Origin of the sequence: Mesorhizobium sp. M7A.F.Ca.US.011.01.1.1 (assembly GCF_003998295.1) — a bacterium.
Taxonomy (GTDB): Bacteria; Pseudomonadota; Alphaproteobacteria; order Rhizobiales; family Rhizobiaceae; genus Mesorhizobium.
In genome coordinates this window covers 31,046-45,780 of sequence record NZ_RZRT01000006.1, presented here as the reverse complement: position 1 = coordinate 45,780, position 14,735 = coordinate 31,046, and the positions used below count along the sequence as shown (strand labels likewise).

The window sequence follows — 14,735 nt, the reverse complement described above, 5'->3', positions numbered from 1 at the left end:
AACCGGCTCCGGGTCAGCCGCAGGTCAATCGAGGCGTGTCGCGAAAATCTTGCCGAGATCGGTCCCTGTTGGGTCACTGAAGAACGCGTCTGTCAGGCTTTTCTGGTTCTGTGCGATGGCCGTGTCCGGATCTGGACGGACGACCGCGCGTGAGCAGCCTACAGGCAGGCCAGCCACAGCAATCTTGTCGTCGTCGGTAAAATCGATCGCCGTGTAGAAGGTCGGGTCATAGACGCCGATGCTGACTTTTCCAGCAAGAGCCAACGGGTCCTTCGGCTGCGTTTCGAACTGGACAACGAGCTGATCATTCTCAAAGCTGACGCTGAACTTCGGTGGCGGCGCCATCGTCACGTCCTTGCCGTTCAAGGTCACCATCTGAAAGTAGTTGTACCCGGCCAGCGACGCATGGACGGTGAGAGCAACCTCATCGAGTTCTTTTGTATCAAGAACAAGGTCGGAATTCTTGTCGAATTCCATCAGCACAGTGCTGGAAAAGAGGTCGTCGAAACGCCAGAGATGCCGAAGTGATTTGACCGTGCGGTCTTGACCGACGGTCATGTCCAGCTTCGCTTCGGCAAAGACATGGGGATGGGCACTCGCCGCCGCGGCGGAAGCGAGCAACAGCGCGACGCCTGATACCATGCCCGTCAGTCGCATTTTCACTCGCACTTCATCGTTTCCGGTCAGGCAGCACGTCTGGCATTGCAAGCAGGCCGAAATGGGACATGCGGTTAAGGTGGGCCCTCAAGATCAAATCACGCTCAGCGTCATGGCGGCAAGAACAAGATAACGGCCGACCTTGGCCGCAGTGACCAGCAAGAGGAAAACCCGAAAAGGCTCGCGCAGGACGCCCGCGACGACGGTCAGCGGATCACCGACAATTGGCAGCCAACTCAGCAGAAGCGACCACTTCCCGTAACGGCGATACCACACTTGTGCGCGGTTTAGTTGCGTTTGGTTCGCCGGAAACCACCGCCGGTCCCGAAAGCGCTCAATGCCTCGGCCGAGCAACCAGTTAATCACCGACCCAAGCACGTTGCCGACGCTCGCGACTCCGACTAGCAACCAGGGCGAATAATCCGCAAGCAAGAGCCCGATCAGCACCGCTTCCGATTGCATCGGCAAGATCGTCGCGGCGATGAAGGCTGCCAGGAAAAGACCAGCGTAGGCTGCGAGATCGGTCATTGAACAGTGTATCTGTCTGTCGACCTAATGATGGTGACCTTCGGGTTCGACCATCTTGAACGGTAGCACCTGTTCGCGATCCTTGGCCTTCAGGACCAGTCTTGCCTCGAATTCATGCGGCTCGGCAGGGGTGACTGTGCTCTCAAGGCGATGATGATTGTCGGCGACAGGATCGAGGTGCAACGTCTCCGGCCCCTCTGGCCGGTCGATGATCACCGTCGCCGTCAAATCGTCGGCATGCCGGTCGATCGTCAGACGCATCCGCTCGCCAGCCGGTGTATCGACGATTTCCAATGTCCCTTCAGCCAGATCACAGGCGACCTTGAAGGGCTCCGGCGCATGATGGTGAGCATGAGAGGTTTCCGCGCCAGTGACGGCCGGGCTCACCAAGCGAACGTTGGCTTCGGCCAACGCCGGCAAGTGGGCGAACAGCTCCTGTTTGAGGGCTTCAGTTACACCCAGCACGTCGTTGGCCGTCGCCATCTCCGGAACACTGATGGCCACGTCGGCATGCAGGCGGTGGCCGATCCAGCGCGCCTGCACGCTTTGGACACGCTCGATGCCGGATACATGCTTGGCGGCATGATGGATTTCATCGACGATGCCAGGCTCGACGCCGTCGAGCATGCGGGTCAACACGGCTTTCGACGACTGCCATACGATGGCGAAGATCGCCAGCGTGATCAACAGTCCGATGATCGGATCGGCAAGCGGAAAGTCTAGCCACACGCCAATAGCGCCAAGCACGACCGCCAGACTGGTAAAGCCGTCGGTGCGGGCATGGTAACCATCCGCGATCAGCGCCGCGCTGTTGATCTCGCGGCCGACACGGATACGGAACACAGCGACGGCCTCGTTGCCTAAGAAACCTATGATGCCGGCTATGGCGACCCAGCCAAGAAATGCGATCGGCTGCGGATTGATCAACCTGTCGATCGCCTCGTAGCCGGCAACGATGGCGCTGAACAGGATGATGAGGACAATCAGAATGCCGGCCAGATCCTCGACGCGGCCCAGCCCGTAGGTGAACGTCTCGCTCGGTTTGCGACGGGCCAGCATGAAGGCGACCCACAATGGGATAGCGGTGACCGCGTCGCCGACATTGTGGATCGTGTCGGCCAGCAGTGCCACGCTGCCGGAGAGGAACACGACCACGAGCTGAAGCGCCGCCGTGATGGCCAGAACGACGAATGACCATTTGATCGCCCAGATGCCGCGCGTCGTCGTGGCGATCGTCGGGTCGATGACGCCATGGGTGTGACCATGGCCGCCCTCGCCGTGATCATGTCCGTGGCCGCCCATGCCGTGCGTCATCGGGCCGAATCCGAACCAATCGCGAACTTTGTCCATCATGGCGCTTCTCACAGGTATTTGGTGATATCCTTGAACTCGTCGATCGAGCGGCGCTGCTCGAGCGCCAGCGGTCCGACGACGTCCTCAAGGCAGTGGTTGAGGTGGTCTTGGATCAGCGTCTTCTTGGCCTGGGCGATGGCCCTCTCCACGGCATGAAGTTGCTGGGCGATGTCGAGGCACGGTCGACCGGCCTCGATCATCTCGACGATCCCGCGCAGATGGCCGTCGGCGCGCTTCAGCCGCTTGATGATGGCAGGATGGGTTTCGTGGACGTGGGGACGCTCATTCATACCTTGATGCTATCCCCCCAGAGAGGATATTCCAAGCCTCAAAGTGGCCTCGATTCTGGTGCACGCAACCATTCGTTAGGATTTTAGAGAATAATCGTTAAGCATGCCGAATTGGATCCATAGCATAGCCTTTCGTCTCATCGTCGCTTTCGCGATGACTCTCGGCGTGCTGGTCTCCCCAATGGGTGGTTCGGCCTCGCATAGCCCGATGGCGCTCGCTGCCGCCGAGGCAGCGCGTCACGCAGAGCTGGCAGCACAGATCGAAAAACACGGCCACAGCCATGACGATGGCGAAGCCGATGAGCAGAGCTTTGGTCATACCCACGGCCACAATCCGGCCGACCACACCCATGAGACGGCGAGCACGCTTCCGGGCTTCGCGCAGCCAGCACCGCCGATAGGCCGGAGCTGGCTGGTTTACCCGCCTTCGTTTGCCGACCTCAAAATCCGTTTCCGGCTTGAGCGCCCTCCCAGGCAGATCGTCATCGCATGATCGCGGCCGCACGCGCGGCCATCCTCAACGACGACGATTGGAATTCTCATGCAAGGATCCTTCTACGAGGGTCCGCCACGCACGCCTTGCGCGCGCTGGCGGTTGGCCCTTCCTATGCTCATTGCTCTCCTGACCCTTCCATTGCTTGGGGCGGTTGCCCTCGCCCATGCCGTTGCCGAAGGCGACAAGGGCTATATCCAGGAGATCACGGGCATCAATCTGCTGCCCTTCATCTATCTCGGCGCCAAGCACATGGTGACGGGATACGACCACATCCTGTTCCTGTTCGGCGTGATCTTCTTCCTCTACCGGATGAAGCACATTGGCATCTATGTGAGCCTGTTCGCGCTCGGCCATTCCACGACCATGCTGCTTGGCGTCTATTTCAAGGTGGGCATCAACAGCTACATCATCGACGCGATCATCGGCCTGTCGGTCGTCTACAAGGCGCTCGACAATATGGGCGCTTTCCAGAGGTGGCTCGGTTTCCAGCCGAACACCAGGATCGCGACGCTGATCTTCGGCTTTTTCCACGGCTTCGGCCTGTCGACGAAGATCATCGAATACAACATCTCGCCCGACGGGCTAGTGCCAAATCTTCTTGCCTTCAACGTCGGCGTTGAGATTGGCCAGCTTTTGGCGCTCGCTGCCATCCTTATTGTCATGGGCTACTGGCGCCGGACCGACAGTTTCTGGCGCCACGCATACACCGCCAACACCATCATGATGACCGCCGGGTTTGTGCTGATCGGCTATCAGCTCACCGGCTGGGTCGTCTCCTGAGCCTCCAAGTAAAGATCCCAAAAAAGGAATTCTCCTATGTACAATACCGACATCCCGACCCGCGCCGAGCTGCCGACATCCATGCAACTCCTTCGCTCTACCGTCATCGCAATTCTCGCGGCAGCTGCCATCCTTGTGACCATCGTGCTGCCGGCCGAATACGCCATCGATCCCACCGGCGTTGGGCGAGCGCTCGAGCTCACCGAGATGGGCGAGATCAAGACACAACTGGCCGAAGAGGCCGAGCAGGACCGCCTTCGCGAACTGCAAAACGGCACTCCGATCGCCGTGCCAGCCCGAGATCAGCAGTCGAGTCTTCTGGAGCGCGTCTTCGCTGAACTGGTGATGGGTTCCGCCTCTGCCCAGGAACTCCGGACAGACGAAATGTCGGTCACCCTGAAGCCCGGCGAAGGAGCTGAGATCAAGCTCGTCATGGCCAAGGGCGCACAGGCACAATACTCTTGGACGGCCAATGGCGCGGCGGTGAACTTCGACACCCATGGTGACGGCGGCGGCGAAAACATTTCATACGAGAAGGGCCGCGGGGCTGCAGAGGACGAGGGCGTACTTGAGGCAGCGTTTGACGGCAATCACGGTTGGTTCTGGCGTAACCGCACCGATGCCGACGTCACCGTGACGCTGAAGACGAACGGTGCCTACACCGACATCAAACGGATGATGTGAACGATACGTCAATTTTATCCGGCGCCGTTTGGCGCCGGAGTGACGCGCTGTTCATTGCCACGACCTCACTGTTTGGCGCACCACCGTCCCGTGAGCATTCGTGTCGAGGTAGGCGGCGGCGTGGTGAATTGGTGCGCCGCTAGGCTGTGTCAACGTGTCATGCCGCATTGGCTGTTGGCGAAATCAGCGCCGAACGTTTGCCGCGATGGAGATCCTTGGCAAACACGCAAGCCGAACTGTGCCCAGGAGATAGCTTCAAGGCCGGTGGCATCTGTTGTTTGCATTCTTCGACCACCAAGGGGCAGCGAGTCCGGAACCTGCAGCCGGATGGTGGATTCGTAGGGCTCGGCACCTCCCCGATCATGACCGGAACCCTGCGCTGCTTTTCGGCGATCGGATCCACCTCCGGTGTCGAGGCCAGCAACATCTGCGAATAGGGATGGCCTGGGTGATCGTAGAGTTCCTGCGATGGCCCGTGCTCCACGATCTTGCCGAGGTACATCACGTAGACGCGCGATGCAGCCTGCCTGACCAACGCAAGGTCGTGGGCAATGAACAGGCACGCCACCCCAAAATCTTTCTGCAGGTGCAGGAAAAGGTTCATCACTTGGGCTCGGATGGACAAATCCAGTGCGCTAACTGGTTCATCGCAGATCAGCACTCTTGGATTCACGGCGAGGGATCGGGCAATCGCAACGCGCTGGCGCTGCCCTCCGGACAGTTCCCGCGTGTGCCGATCCTTCAAAGCGTCCGCCAGTCCGACCTGATCCAGGAGCGCCTTGGTACGATGGTTGCGGTCGGATTGTGATTTCAACCCGCTGATCAGCAACGCTTCATCGATCGTCTCACCGACCGTCTGTCTGTCGTTCAGGGACGAATATGGATCCTGAAACACGTATTGGAGCGCCCTGCGGCTTTCGCGCAGTGCTGCACCGGAGAGTGTGGTGAGGTCCACTCCATCAAGCAGGACTCGTCCCGCGCTTGCCTTTTCGAGACCCACAATGGTGCGGCCCAGCGTCGACTTTCCGCAACCGGACTCGCCTACCAGACCGACGATCTCGCCCGGATAGAGCTCGATCGAGACGTCGTCGACGGCATGGATGAACTTGCCTCGCTGAACGCTTTTGAAGCGCGTCTGCAGGTTTTCGACTTTCAGAACAGGACCGTGCGTCATGCTGCTGCCTTCCTTTGGTTGACAACCGCGCAGGCCACGACAACAGCGCTGTCGACCGACCGCGCAAGTGGAGGGCGGCTTGCGGTGCATGCGGGAATTGCGAGCTCGCAGCGCGGGGCAAAGGCACAGCCTTTGAATGGCGCGCCCAGCGTTGGCGGTATCCCGGGAAGACCGCGAAACTCCGAACCGATCGGGTCTTCCCGCCGTGGGATCGCGTTGATCAGCCCTCTCGTGTACGGATGGCGTGGGGTAACGAGGACCTTGTCCACGGGACCTCGTTCGGCGGCCCGAGCCGCATACATGACAACGATGTTGTCGGCCGCTCCGGCGACTACCCCCATATCGTGGGTAATCAGCACCATGGCCATGTTGAGCCGCCGCTGCAGGTCCTTGAGCAGGCGCAGGATTTGAGCCTGGACCGTCACATCGAGAGCGGTCGTAGGCTCGTCCGCGATCAGAAGTTTTGGCTCGCCGGCCAGCGCAATGGCAATTACGATGCGTTGCCTGAGACCACCCGACAGTTCGTGGGGGAATTGACGAAGTCGCGCTGCTGGATCCGAGATGCCGACCAGCTTGATGAGTTCCAACGCCCGCTCCTCCGCAGCGCGTGGGGTCATCTTGAGATGGAGCTCCGCCATCTCGGCGATCTGCCTTCCAACACGGCGGACGGGGTTCAGCGCGCTCATCGGATCCTGGAAAATGAATCCGATCGACTTGCCTCGTACCTTACGGATCTCGGATTCCGGCAGGCCGATCAATTCACGCCCATCGAAGCGCACCGATCCCGACAAGTTCGTCGTCACGCCGGTCGGCATCAGACCGAGCGGCGCGAAGTTCATTACAGTCTTGCCGCTGCCGCTTTCCCCGACGATGGCAAGGCATTCTCCTTGCCGGACGGTGTAGCTGACGCCATCGACGGGGCGTACCGCGGCCTTCGCGGTCAGGAGATCGACCGTCAGATTGCTGACGTTCAAAAGGGGTTCGTCATGCATCCGAATTCTCCTTGGCCCAGCCGGCGACCTCAATTCTGCGCAAGGCAAGCGTCCGCCTCGAAAGCGGCTTGGGAATGCGATTAAGTGCTATGGATTCGCCGAGGATGTTGAAGCCGATCACCGCAGCGGTCAGGGCCAGGCCGGGCAGGATAACCTGTCGCGGATCCGACTCGAGATACGGCAAAGCATCAACAAGCATCTGTCCCCATTCCGGCGTGGGCGGCTGAATGCCCAGACCAAGGAAGCTGAGTGTTGCGACAGCCAAAGCGGCTGTCCCGGCATCCGCCGTCGCATAGACCATGACCGCGCCGATGGTGCCGGGGAGCAAATGGCCGAAGTAAATGCGCCATGGGCTGGCGCCCAGCACACGCAGGGCTTCGATATGCGGCTTGCTCATGATGCTGACCGCCACGGCCCGGCTGATACGACCGCTCATCGGCCACCATGCCAATGACAGAGCCAGTACCATGGTCCAGTAGCCCGGCCCGACGATCCCGATCACGGCAAGGGCAGTGATCAGGCTTGGGATGGACAGTCCGACGTCGACGATGCGCATCAGCAGGTCGTCTACCCAACCGCGGTGGTAGCCAGCGATGGTCCCCATGGCGACACCGACCGTCATTGCAATGATGAGGACCGAGCCAACGCTGACCAACGACGTATTCGCCGCAATGATCAGGCGGCTGAGCGTATCGCGCCCGAGATGGTCGGTGCCGAGCCAATGTGCGGCAGTTGGTCCCAGGCCGGTCTCCAGTAAGTTCTGTGCGCTGGGATCTTGTGGAGCGAGCCATGGCGCGAAGCTGCCCAGGGCGAGGAAGAGGCCGATCACGATCAAGGCCACGCGGGGCAACTTGTTCAACCGGGCGAATGCAGGCTTTAATCTATTCATGGTCAGCTCCATTGGCGCCGGACACGTGGATCGGTCATCAGAACTGCGAGATCGACGATCAGATTCACCACGATGAAGAAGGCGAGGAAGATCAACAGGCAGGCCTGCACGACCATGAAGTCCCGGAACTTCACGCCTTGGAGAAAGTAGTCGCCCACGCCCTGCCAGGCGAACAGCGGTTCAACGATGATAGCAGTTGCGGTCATCAGGCCGACCTGGGTTCCCAGTGCGTTGATGAACACAGGTATGATGTTTGGCAGCGCGTCCCGGAACAGGATGGCGGTCCGTCCCAGACCTTTGCTTTTGGCCGTCAACACGAAGGGGCTGGCCATGGCCTCTTCCAGTCCCACACGAACGACACGGCTGAGCACGGCGGCGGGCAGCACCGCGACAGTGACCCATGGCAGCACCCAACTTTCCGGACCGCCGAAGCCGAAGGATGGAAAGAGCTGAAAGGTGACAGAGAAACCATAGATCATCAGCGCCCCGACGAAGAATGTCGGTGTCGATGCGCCGAGAAGAGCCAAACCGCGCGAAACGCGGTCCGGCAGTCTGTAGGGCCAGAAGGCACCCAGGAATCCGAGAGCCAGGCCGAGCAGGGTCGCAACCACGGCGCTGCCAACGATCAGGGTACCGGTGACCAACATGCGCTTTGGCAAGTCCGCACTGACTTCCTGGCCCGTTCTGTAGGAGATGCCAAAATCTCCTCGGACTGCATCGCCGAGCCAACCCGCGTAGCGCATCAGCAGGGGCTTATGCAGTCCGATCTCTTCGGCAACCTTTTCGACGTAACCCGGGGTTGCAACTGCTCCTCTGAGTTCAGCGATGAGAACAGCGACATTTCCCGGAGCCGAAACAACCAGGGTAAAGCAAACCAGAGACGCCATGAACAGCAGTACGAGGGAGTGCCTCAGCCTCTTGCTGATGAAGTGGATCAACGCGCCCTCCCTCTACTCGGCCAGCACGATATTTTCGTATGGCATATCGTATTCGGTGACCGGGCTGGTGAAGCCCTGGACCCGCTTGGAGTGCGCCCAGATGCTGGGAACGTAAACCAACGGCGCTATCGCGTCGTTGTCACGCAGCCAGTCGTAAACCTTTTGGATCGATGGCGCGATCTGATCCCCGGTTGCCGCTGTCGCAGCGTTGATCAGCGGGTCCAGGTTGGCCGGATCGGTGAACAGCTTGCCCTCGACATCGTTTTTGAAGGTCGAGAGGCACAAGGCCACCACCGTGCCGAACGGATCGTAAGGAGCCCCGTAGGTCAGGAAGAAGCCGAGATCGTATTTCCGTTCGAGCATGTCGGTGTGCTTAGAAGCGTGGTCGACAGAGCGGACGATCAAATTGATGCCGATTTCCTTCATCTCGGATTGTATGACTTCGGCCACGACGCGAGAGCCGGGAACGGCGTCGGGACTGACGACAATCTCAAGCGTCAGTGGCGTGCCGTCCTTGGAACGCACGGGACCACCCGTCCAACCCGCCTTCTCCAGGAGCGCTGATGCGGCCGCAACGTCGCGAACTGGGGCATCATGCTGGGTGCCAGCAAATGGCAATGCATCGGAGAACAGGTTGCCCGCCGGTCGGGCAAAGCCTTGGTAGAGCGCCTGGGAAATCGCCGCGCGATCGATCCCTATGCTGACGGCCTTGCGCACTTGCGGATCCTTGAGCGCTTCGGTGCGATCGGGATTGAAAGCCATCACCAGTGTGACGTTGCCGGGATCGATGACCACGTTGAGCCCTGCGGCCTCGAGCTGCTTTGCCTCAACGGGGGTAAGCGGCGCGATCCAAAACCCGCCGACGAGATCGATCTCGCCAGCGCGCAGGGCGGCAACCCGCGCGCGCGGATCAGGGATGACCTTGGCTTCGAGACGCTGATAAGTCGGCTTGTCGCCCCAGTAGCCGTCGTAGCGCTCGAAAACACTTTGTGTATCGTCAGCGCTAAGTTGACGCCAAGGACCGGTGCCGACGGGTTCGACAAATTTGCCATTCGCATCGACCGATTTGGGGCTAAGGAACCTCGGCGGCCGTGTGTAGGAAAGCTCCTGCATGAGCGCCAGCGGCGGTTCTTTGAAATGAACGGCTATCTGGTGCTCATCGATCACTTCCAACGATTGAAAATACTTGGAGCAGTTCATCCAGCTGAACTGATCGAGTCCTAGCCAACGCTCCAGATTCCACTTGCAGCTAGCTGCATCGAACACTGCGCCGTCCTGGAACGTTACCCCCTGGCGCAACGTAAGATGCAACGTCTTGCCCCCCTCTTCGATCTTCCAGTCGGTCGCAAGGCAAGGCTCGATCTGGCCGCCCTTGCCGTACCGCACCAGCGGCTCGAACATCAGGTCCTGAATGGCCCAGATCGCGTAGTGGCTCTGCGGATCAAGATTGCCCGCGGGTTTGGCGATCGCCACTCGCAATGTGCCCGCCGCCCCCTCGGCAAAGGCAAATTTGGTGAAGGTAGCATCGGTTATTGCGAGTCCTAACGCCCCTGATCCGATCTGCAGAAATGTACGCCTGTTGAATGACATGATTGCTCCTCTCGTTGCTTATTGTTCCCTGGGGCCTAGGTTGCCTCGAAAGGCACTGGGGCCTTTTTTGTATAGACATATCACATTATTGTATACAATTTAATTTAGACATCGTATCCCTTCTAATAAGTTTTTGTGCTCATTTGCGCAGGTGAGGTCTGCACCGCAACCCCGCCTCGCGCGACGACCTTGCCGCGCTTGACGACCAACGCGCGCGGCCGGTGGGACACGACGGCATCGGCGAGTGTCTCGCCTTCCACCAAAACCATGTCCCCCCAGCAGCCGGGCATCAGGCCGTACCTTTCCAGCGCAAGAACTCCGGCACCGCCGCGCGTGCAGACGTCGAGGGCCCATTCGAGTTCATCGTCGCGGCGAAAATTGTTGCGCAAGCCGACAAACATCGCGCGTTCCAGCATGTCACCACTGCCGTAAGGTCCCCAGATGTCACGGATGCCGTCATTTCCGGCGCCGACGACCACTCCAGCAGATCGCAATTTGGCGACCGGAGGCGACGGCTGCGATGCCGGCCCGGTGGTAAGAATATGGATCGAAAGCTCCGCCAACTCGTCGATTAGTCGGCCGACATAATCGGCATCGTGCATGCCGAGACAGAAGGCATGGCTGACTGCCACCCTTCCCTGCATGCCGAGTGCACGGGTGCGTTCGATGATGAGTTCGAGCGAAAAGGCGCCAAGCTCTCCCGCTTCGTGCAAATGTATATCTATGGGCCGGCCAAAGCGTTGAGCGAGGTCGAAAATTGCATCGAGGTGCCCTTTGGGATCGCGATCAACCCCAGCAGGGTCCAGCCCGCCGACCACCTCGGCGCCCATTTCCAACGCCCGTCGCATAAGTTCGACAGTGCCAGGCCGGATCATCATACCGCCTTGAGGAAAGGCGACGATCTCAATATCGACGAGGTCTCGTAGCTCGTCACGAGTGCGCATGACGCCCTCTACACCGGCAAGGCCGTGCACGGTGTCGATATCGACGTGGCTACGGATATGGGTGGTGCCTTGCGCCACTGAGGCAAGCGCCTGTCGACGCGACTGGCGGACCGGATCGATACCCAAGCGGATCTTGGCTTCACGCTCGGTCTCGATCTTGTCTATCAAGCGAGGGCCGACTTCATTGCGATACCACGCCATTCCGATCATCGATTTGTCGAGGTGGGTGTGCGCTTCGACCAAGCCCGGAACGACGATGCGACCTCCGCCGTCCTCCACCAGCCCGCCCAAAGGTGAAAGCTCCGGCTCGACGCGGGTAATGCGGCCATTCTCAATAAGAATATCCACATTGGCGCCAGCCATCGGGCGCACATTTCTAATCAACAAATTGGTTGTCATGCGGTGCGCTCCTCCCAGAGGCAGCCTATCGTCTCCGGCACGGCGACGGCCGCCTGCAGGTCCGTGTACGTAACTACCGCATAATTGTATACCTATTTCAAGATAAATCGTATCCCATATTGACAAAAATATATCTTGATCGATAAGTTGCGGGAGCTTAGGGGGATGCGATGACCAAATCGAGTCGAGCCGAAAACGTCTACTTGTCGCTGCGTCGCGCCATCATTGAGCAGGCGCTTCGCCCCGGTATGAAATTGCCCGAAGACGCCATCGGCGAGCAGTTCGGCGTTAGCCGGACCAGCGTACGAAACGCGCTTGTCCGACTGAGTGCCGAAGGCCTGGTGGAGGTGAGGAATAATCGCGGAGCCTGCGTCGCCGAACCGACGCTCGAGGAAGCGTTAGATATATTTTCCCTACGACGCTGCCTGGAGCGCGAGGTAGTGGACCGGCTTTCGCGAAAGATCACACCCGCTCAATTTGCGGCACTTGAGGGCCACGTCAAACTTGAAAGGGACGCAGTAAACACGAGCGGACCATTATCGATACGGCTGGCGGGCGAATTCCACATTCTGCTGGCCGAACTCACGGGATCGAAGCCGCTGACCCGTTATGTCAGCGAGATTGTATCGCGCTGTTCGCTGATCCTAGCCTTGTACAGCCGTCCGCACTCCGATCAGTGCGGCGTCGACGAACACGTCGAAATCATTCAGGCGCTGCGCCAACACAATCCCGAGCGCGCCATGCATGCGATGGAACACCATCTCGAGGCACTCGAGGCTCGGGCGCAAATCAGCGATCAAACTGAGCCCGACGTTCGCTCCATCCTGAGTACATACGCTCAGGTAGGGTGACCAACTCTCAAGCAGCTTGGCAAAATTCAGGAGGATATAATGCTCAACCCCCAGCCCGAGCCGGTGGGGCAGCGGAGCCGCGTGAGCATCGACTTCGCCCGCATCTCGGCACGCGAACGCTACAAGCTGCTGATCGGGGCAGTGGTGCCTCGGCCAATCGCTCTGGTGACCACACGACACCCCGACGGGACTGTCAATGCTGCGCCCTACAGCTTCTTCAATTGCCTCTCGGCCGATCCTCCAATCCTAGCCCTGGGTGTGGAGAACCATAATGACATGTCCTTCAAAGATACGACGCTCAACATCCGACTGACTGAGGAATTCACAGTCAACATCGTGGACCATGCGCTGGTTGACGCCATGAACGTCTGTGCCGTCCCATTTCCTTCCCACATTGACGAACTGGCCGAGGCCGGACTGACGCCTGTGCCCGGTGAGACGGTCCAATGCCCCTACATTTTCGAAGCGCCTATAGCCTTCGAATGCCGCCGACATTTGACGCTTGGCCTGGGTAAGTCGCGCGAGATTGTCCTTGGTCAAGTTATGCGGATGCACATTCGTGAGGATCTTGTTGACCAGGAGCGTTTCTATATCGATCAACTCGCGCTAGACGCCGTCGGCAGAATGGGTGGACACGGTTATTCGACCACCCGCCACCAGTTTGACCTGCCAACGATGTCGCATGAGCAATGGTTGGCAATGAGGCCTATGCCACCCAACACCGATGGATAGCGCCCTGATCGCGCAACGCGCTCGTCGCTTCAATCATCCTTCCTGATCGTGCAGAGACGCTGCCTGCGGCCAAGGACCCTGCCGATGCCGGGCTGGGAGAATATTCACTGCAGCTGGGCTACAGCGCACTGGAAGCTGTTATAACCCTTTGCGGCAAAGGGTTTCAAGATCCGCCTTTGTCATTTCCTCGATGCCGAGCGCAGGAAGAATATCATTATCTCCCTTGAGATCCCGGCCATAAGCCGCCGACAAGATGGAAATTCCGGATTCATGGAGTGTCGCCGGATTTCCGCTGATCTTCCCCAGAACGGCAGTCGGTAGCAGGCCGAACGGAACATCCTCGAGAATATAGCGGCTCTGGATGGTTGTCGGGCCAAACCCGCCGCGGCCTAGACGATCCATCTCCTGGTTCATGTCCGAAACAGTGCTCATGGGCACATGAAACGACAATGAAAAATGTTCCTGGACCGTACGAACCGCGATACCGAAATGGGCAGCGATGGCCAACCGTTCGGCATCCAGAGCCTCGATCAAGCGACCAACGGCAGGAGTGACATTTCCCCCTTGGCTCCACTGCTCGGCCTTTTCCATGCGTGTGAGATTGAGAAGGGCAATTCCCAGATGGTTCTGCGGATTGAGGTTGCTGAGCGCAATCGCCAGCAGACCATCCCGCTTGACGAAACGATTGCCGAACAAGGCCGTGCAAAGCTCGTACCCTTGGTCGAGCGCATCGAAAGGCAGCGTCGCAACATCAAGCTTCTGGCGAATGGAAGTGACATTGACTTCGGTTGATCCGAGCTGGCGGCCAGTCAGTAGCGTTGTGCCCCAAACGACGATCGGCAACCTGACCTTGCGCTCGGCCAACCGCTTCCAGAGATACAGAGCCCCGAACGAACTATGCGAACTGATGATGACCGGAATTCCATCTGCCAGATGAGGGACGGCGGCGTCCATCACCATCTTGTGGCCGTAAGCCGGAAGCGCGATCACCACCACGTCCGCGTGCTCGATAGCATCTCTGCAATCCTTGGCAATGCGCACCGGCACCGTCGCCTCGATATCCCCCGTCGCCTTCAACAATTCGCCAGTAGCCAACGTTCTGGTGCGGTGTCCCGACGGTGACCAAAGTGTTGGCGAGTGTCCCGATTGTGCCAAATAGGCCGCAAGGCCATAGGCAATTGCTCCGGCGCCCAGAATACTCACGCGCATAACATTCCTCCTGTTGCAGGCTTTATGGTTCGAGAATCCTTGTAGTCCCGGCCTACAAGTTTTTTCATCACGAGGTTTCGAATTGGAGTCACCTCGGTTGCCCCCAGCCGTTTCGATCAAGGGCTCCGGCTCTGAGCCGGCAAGCGCCGCTGAGAACATTAGTTTCCGCTTGACATATATCAAATATGAATGAGACGATGTCAATCATACGTATTTCACATGTAGGGAG

At 59.2% G+C, this 14,735-nt stretch carries 16 protein-coding genes; 5 read left to right on the top strand and 11 right to left on the bottom strand.

The window, feature by feature from the left end; genetic code table 11:
- Window positions 1–24 precede the first annotated feature (24 nt).
- The 4 genes from EOA13_RS10200 to EOA13_RS10185 all read right to left on the bottom strand — a co-directional run bounded on the left by EOA13_RS10200 (window position 25) and on the right by EOA13_RS10185 (window position 2,828).
- Entirely contained in the window at window positions 25–642 is a 618-nt protein-coding gene (locus tag EOA13_RS10200) for a DUF1007 family protein (RefSeq protein ID WP_127292364.1), read from the bottom strand.
- Between the two features lie 108 nt (window positions 643–750).
- The gene (locus tag EOA13_RS10195) at window positions 751–1,185 is read right to left on the bottom strand and encodes a YqaA family protein (RefSeq protein WP_127292005.1); all 435 of its coding nucleotides are present in this window, start codon (window positions 1,183–1,185) and stop codon (window positions 751–753) included.
- 24 nt (window positions 1,186–1,209) lie between these two features.
- Window positions 1,210–2,538: a cation diffusion facilitator family transporter gene (locus tag EOA13_RS10190; RefSeq protein ID WP_127292003.1), complete on the bottom strand. Its 1,329-nt coding sequence runs from the start codon at window positions 2,536–2,538 to the stop codon at window positions 1,210–1,212.
- 8 nt (window positions 2,539–2,546) lie between these two features.
- Window positions 2,547–2,828 (bottom strand): metal-sensing transcriptional repressor, encoded by a 282-nt coding sequence (locus EOA13_RS10185; RefSeq protein ID WP_127292000.1) that lies wholly within the window; start codon window positions 2,826–2,828, stop codon window positions 2,547–2,549.
- 208 nt (window positions 2,829–3,036) lie between these two features.
- On the opposite strand from EOA13_RS10185, the gene EOA13_RS10180 reads away from it, so the two are divergent.
- The 3 genes from EOA13_RS10180 to EOA13_RS10170 all read left to right on the top strand — a co-directional run bounded on the left by EOA13_RS10180 (window position 3,037) and on the right by EOA13_RS10170 (window position 4,788).
- Window positions 3,037–3,321, top strand: coding sequence for a hypothetical protein (locus tag EOA13_RS10180; RefSeq protein WP_127291998.1), 285 nt, complete (start codon window positions 3,037–3,039; stop codon window positions 3,319–3,321).
- Between the two features lie 114 nt (window positions 3,322–3,435).
- Entirely contained in the window at window positions 3,436–4,104 is a 669-nt protein-coding gene (locus tag EOA13_RS10175) for a HupE/UreJ family protein (protein ID WP_245490340.1), read from the top strand.
- Between the two features lie 36 nt (window positions 4,105–4,140).
- A complete protein-coding gene (locus EOA13_RS10170) occupies window positions 4,141–4,788 on the top strand; it encodes a hypothetical protein (RefSeq protein ID WP_023809583.1) in 648 nt (215 codons plus the stop codon).
- 157 nt (window positions 4,789–4,945) lie between these two features.
- Here the strand turns inward: EOA13_RS10170 and EOA13_RS10165 are convergent, their stop codons facing one another.
- The 6 genes from EOA13_RS10165 to EOA13_RS10140 all read right to left on the bottom strand — a co-directional run bounded on the left by EOA13_RS10165 (window position 4,946) and on the right by EOA13_RS10140 (window position 11,714).
- Complete coding sequence (locus EOA13_RS10165) at window positions 4,946–5,962, bottom strand: ABC transporter ATP-binding protein (protein WP_127291993.1); 1,017 nt, start codon at window positions 5,960–5,962, stop codon at window positions 4,946–4,948.
- Complete coding sequence (locus EOA13_RS10160; RefSeq protein WP_127291991.1) at window positions 5,959–6,954, bottom strand: ABC transporter ATP-binding protein; 996 nt, start codon at window positions 6,952–6,954, stop codon at window positions 5,959–5,961. The genes EOA13_RS10165 and EOA13_RS10160 overlap by 4 nt, the downstream gene beginning before the upstream one ends.
- Window positions 6,947–7,855 carry an ABC transporter permease gene (locus EOA13_RS10155; RefSeq protein ID WP_031212634.1) on the bottom strand — a complete coding sequence of 303 codons (909 nt, stop codon included), beginning with the start codon at window positions 7,853–7,855 and terminating at the stop codon, window positions 6,947–6,949. Before EOA13_RS10155 ends, EOA13_RS10160 begins: the two co-directional genes overlap by 8 nt.
- The gene (locus EOA13_RS10150; RefSeq protein ID WP_023809586.1) at window positions 7,846–8,781 is read right to left on the bottom strand and encodes an ABC transporter permease; all 936 of its coding nucleotides are present in this window, start codon (window positions 8,779–8,781) and stop codon (window positions 7,846–7,848) included. Before EOA13_RS10150 ends, EOA13_RS10155 begins: the two co-directional genes overlap by 10 nt.
- A gap of 12 nt (window positions 8,782–8,793) precedes the next feature.
- Window positions 8,794–10,371 (bottom strand): nickel ABC transporter substrate-binding protein, encoded by a 1,578-nt coding sequence (locus EOA13_RS10145; RefSeq protein WP_127291988.1) that lies wholly within the window; start codon window positions 10,369–10,371, stop codon window positions 8,794–8,796.
- A 122-nt stretch (window positions 10,372–10,493) separates the two neighbouring features.
- Window positions 10,494–11,714, bottom strand: a complete 1,221-nt coding sequence (locus tag EOA13_RS10140; protein WP_023809588.1) for an amidohydrolase family protein — start codon at window positions 11,712–11,714, stop codon at window positions 10,494–10,496.
- Between the two features lie 170 nt (window positions 11,715–11,884).
- On the opposite strand from EOA13_RS10140, the gene EOA13_RS10135 reads away from it, so the two are divergent.
- On the top strand, window positions 11,885–12,565 hold the full coding sequence (locus EOA13_RS10135) for a GntR family transcriptional regulator (RefSeq protein WP_127291986.1): 681 nt from the start codon (window positions 11,885–11,887) through the stop codon (window positions 12,563–12,565).
- A 39-nt stretch (window positions 12,566–12,604) separates the two neighbouring features.
- On the top strand, window positions 12,605–13,297 hold the full coding sequence (locus EOA13_RS10130) for a flavin reductase family protein (protein ID WP_127291983.1): 693 nt from the start codon (window positions 12,605–12,607) through the stop codon (window positions 13,295–13,297).
- A gap of 138 nt (window positions 13,298–13,435) precedes the next feature.
- On the opposite strand, the gene EOA13_RS10125 is transcribed toward EOA13_RS10130, so the two are convergent.
- Window positions 13,436–14,506, bottom strand: coding sequence for an NAD/NADP octopine/nopaline dehydrogenase family protein (locus EOA13_RS10125; protein ID WP_127291980.1), 1,071 nt, complete (start codon window positions 14,504–14,506; stop codon window positions 13,436–13,438).
- Between the last annotated feature and the right edge of the window lie 229 nt (window positions 14,507–14,735).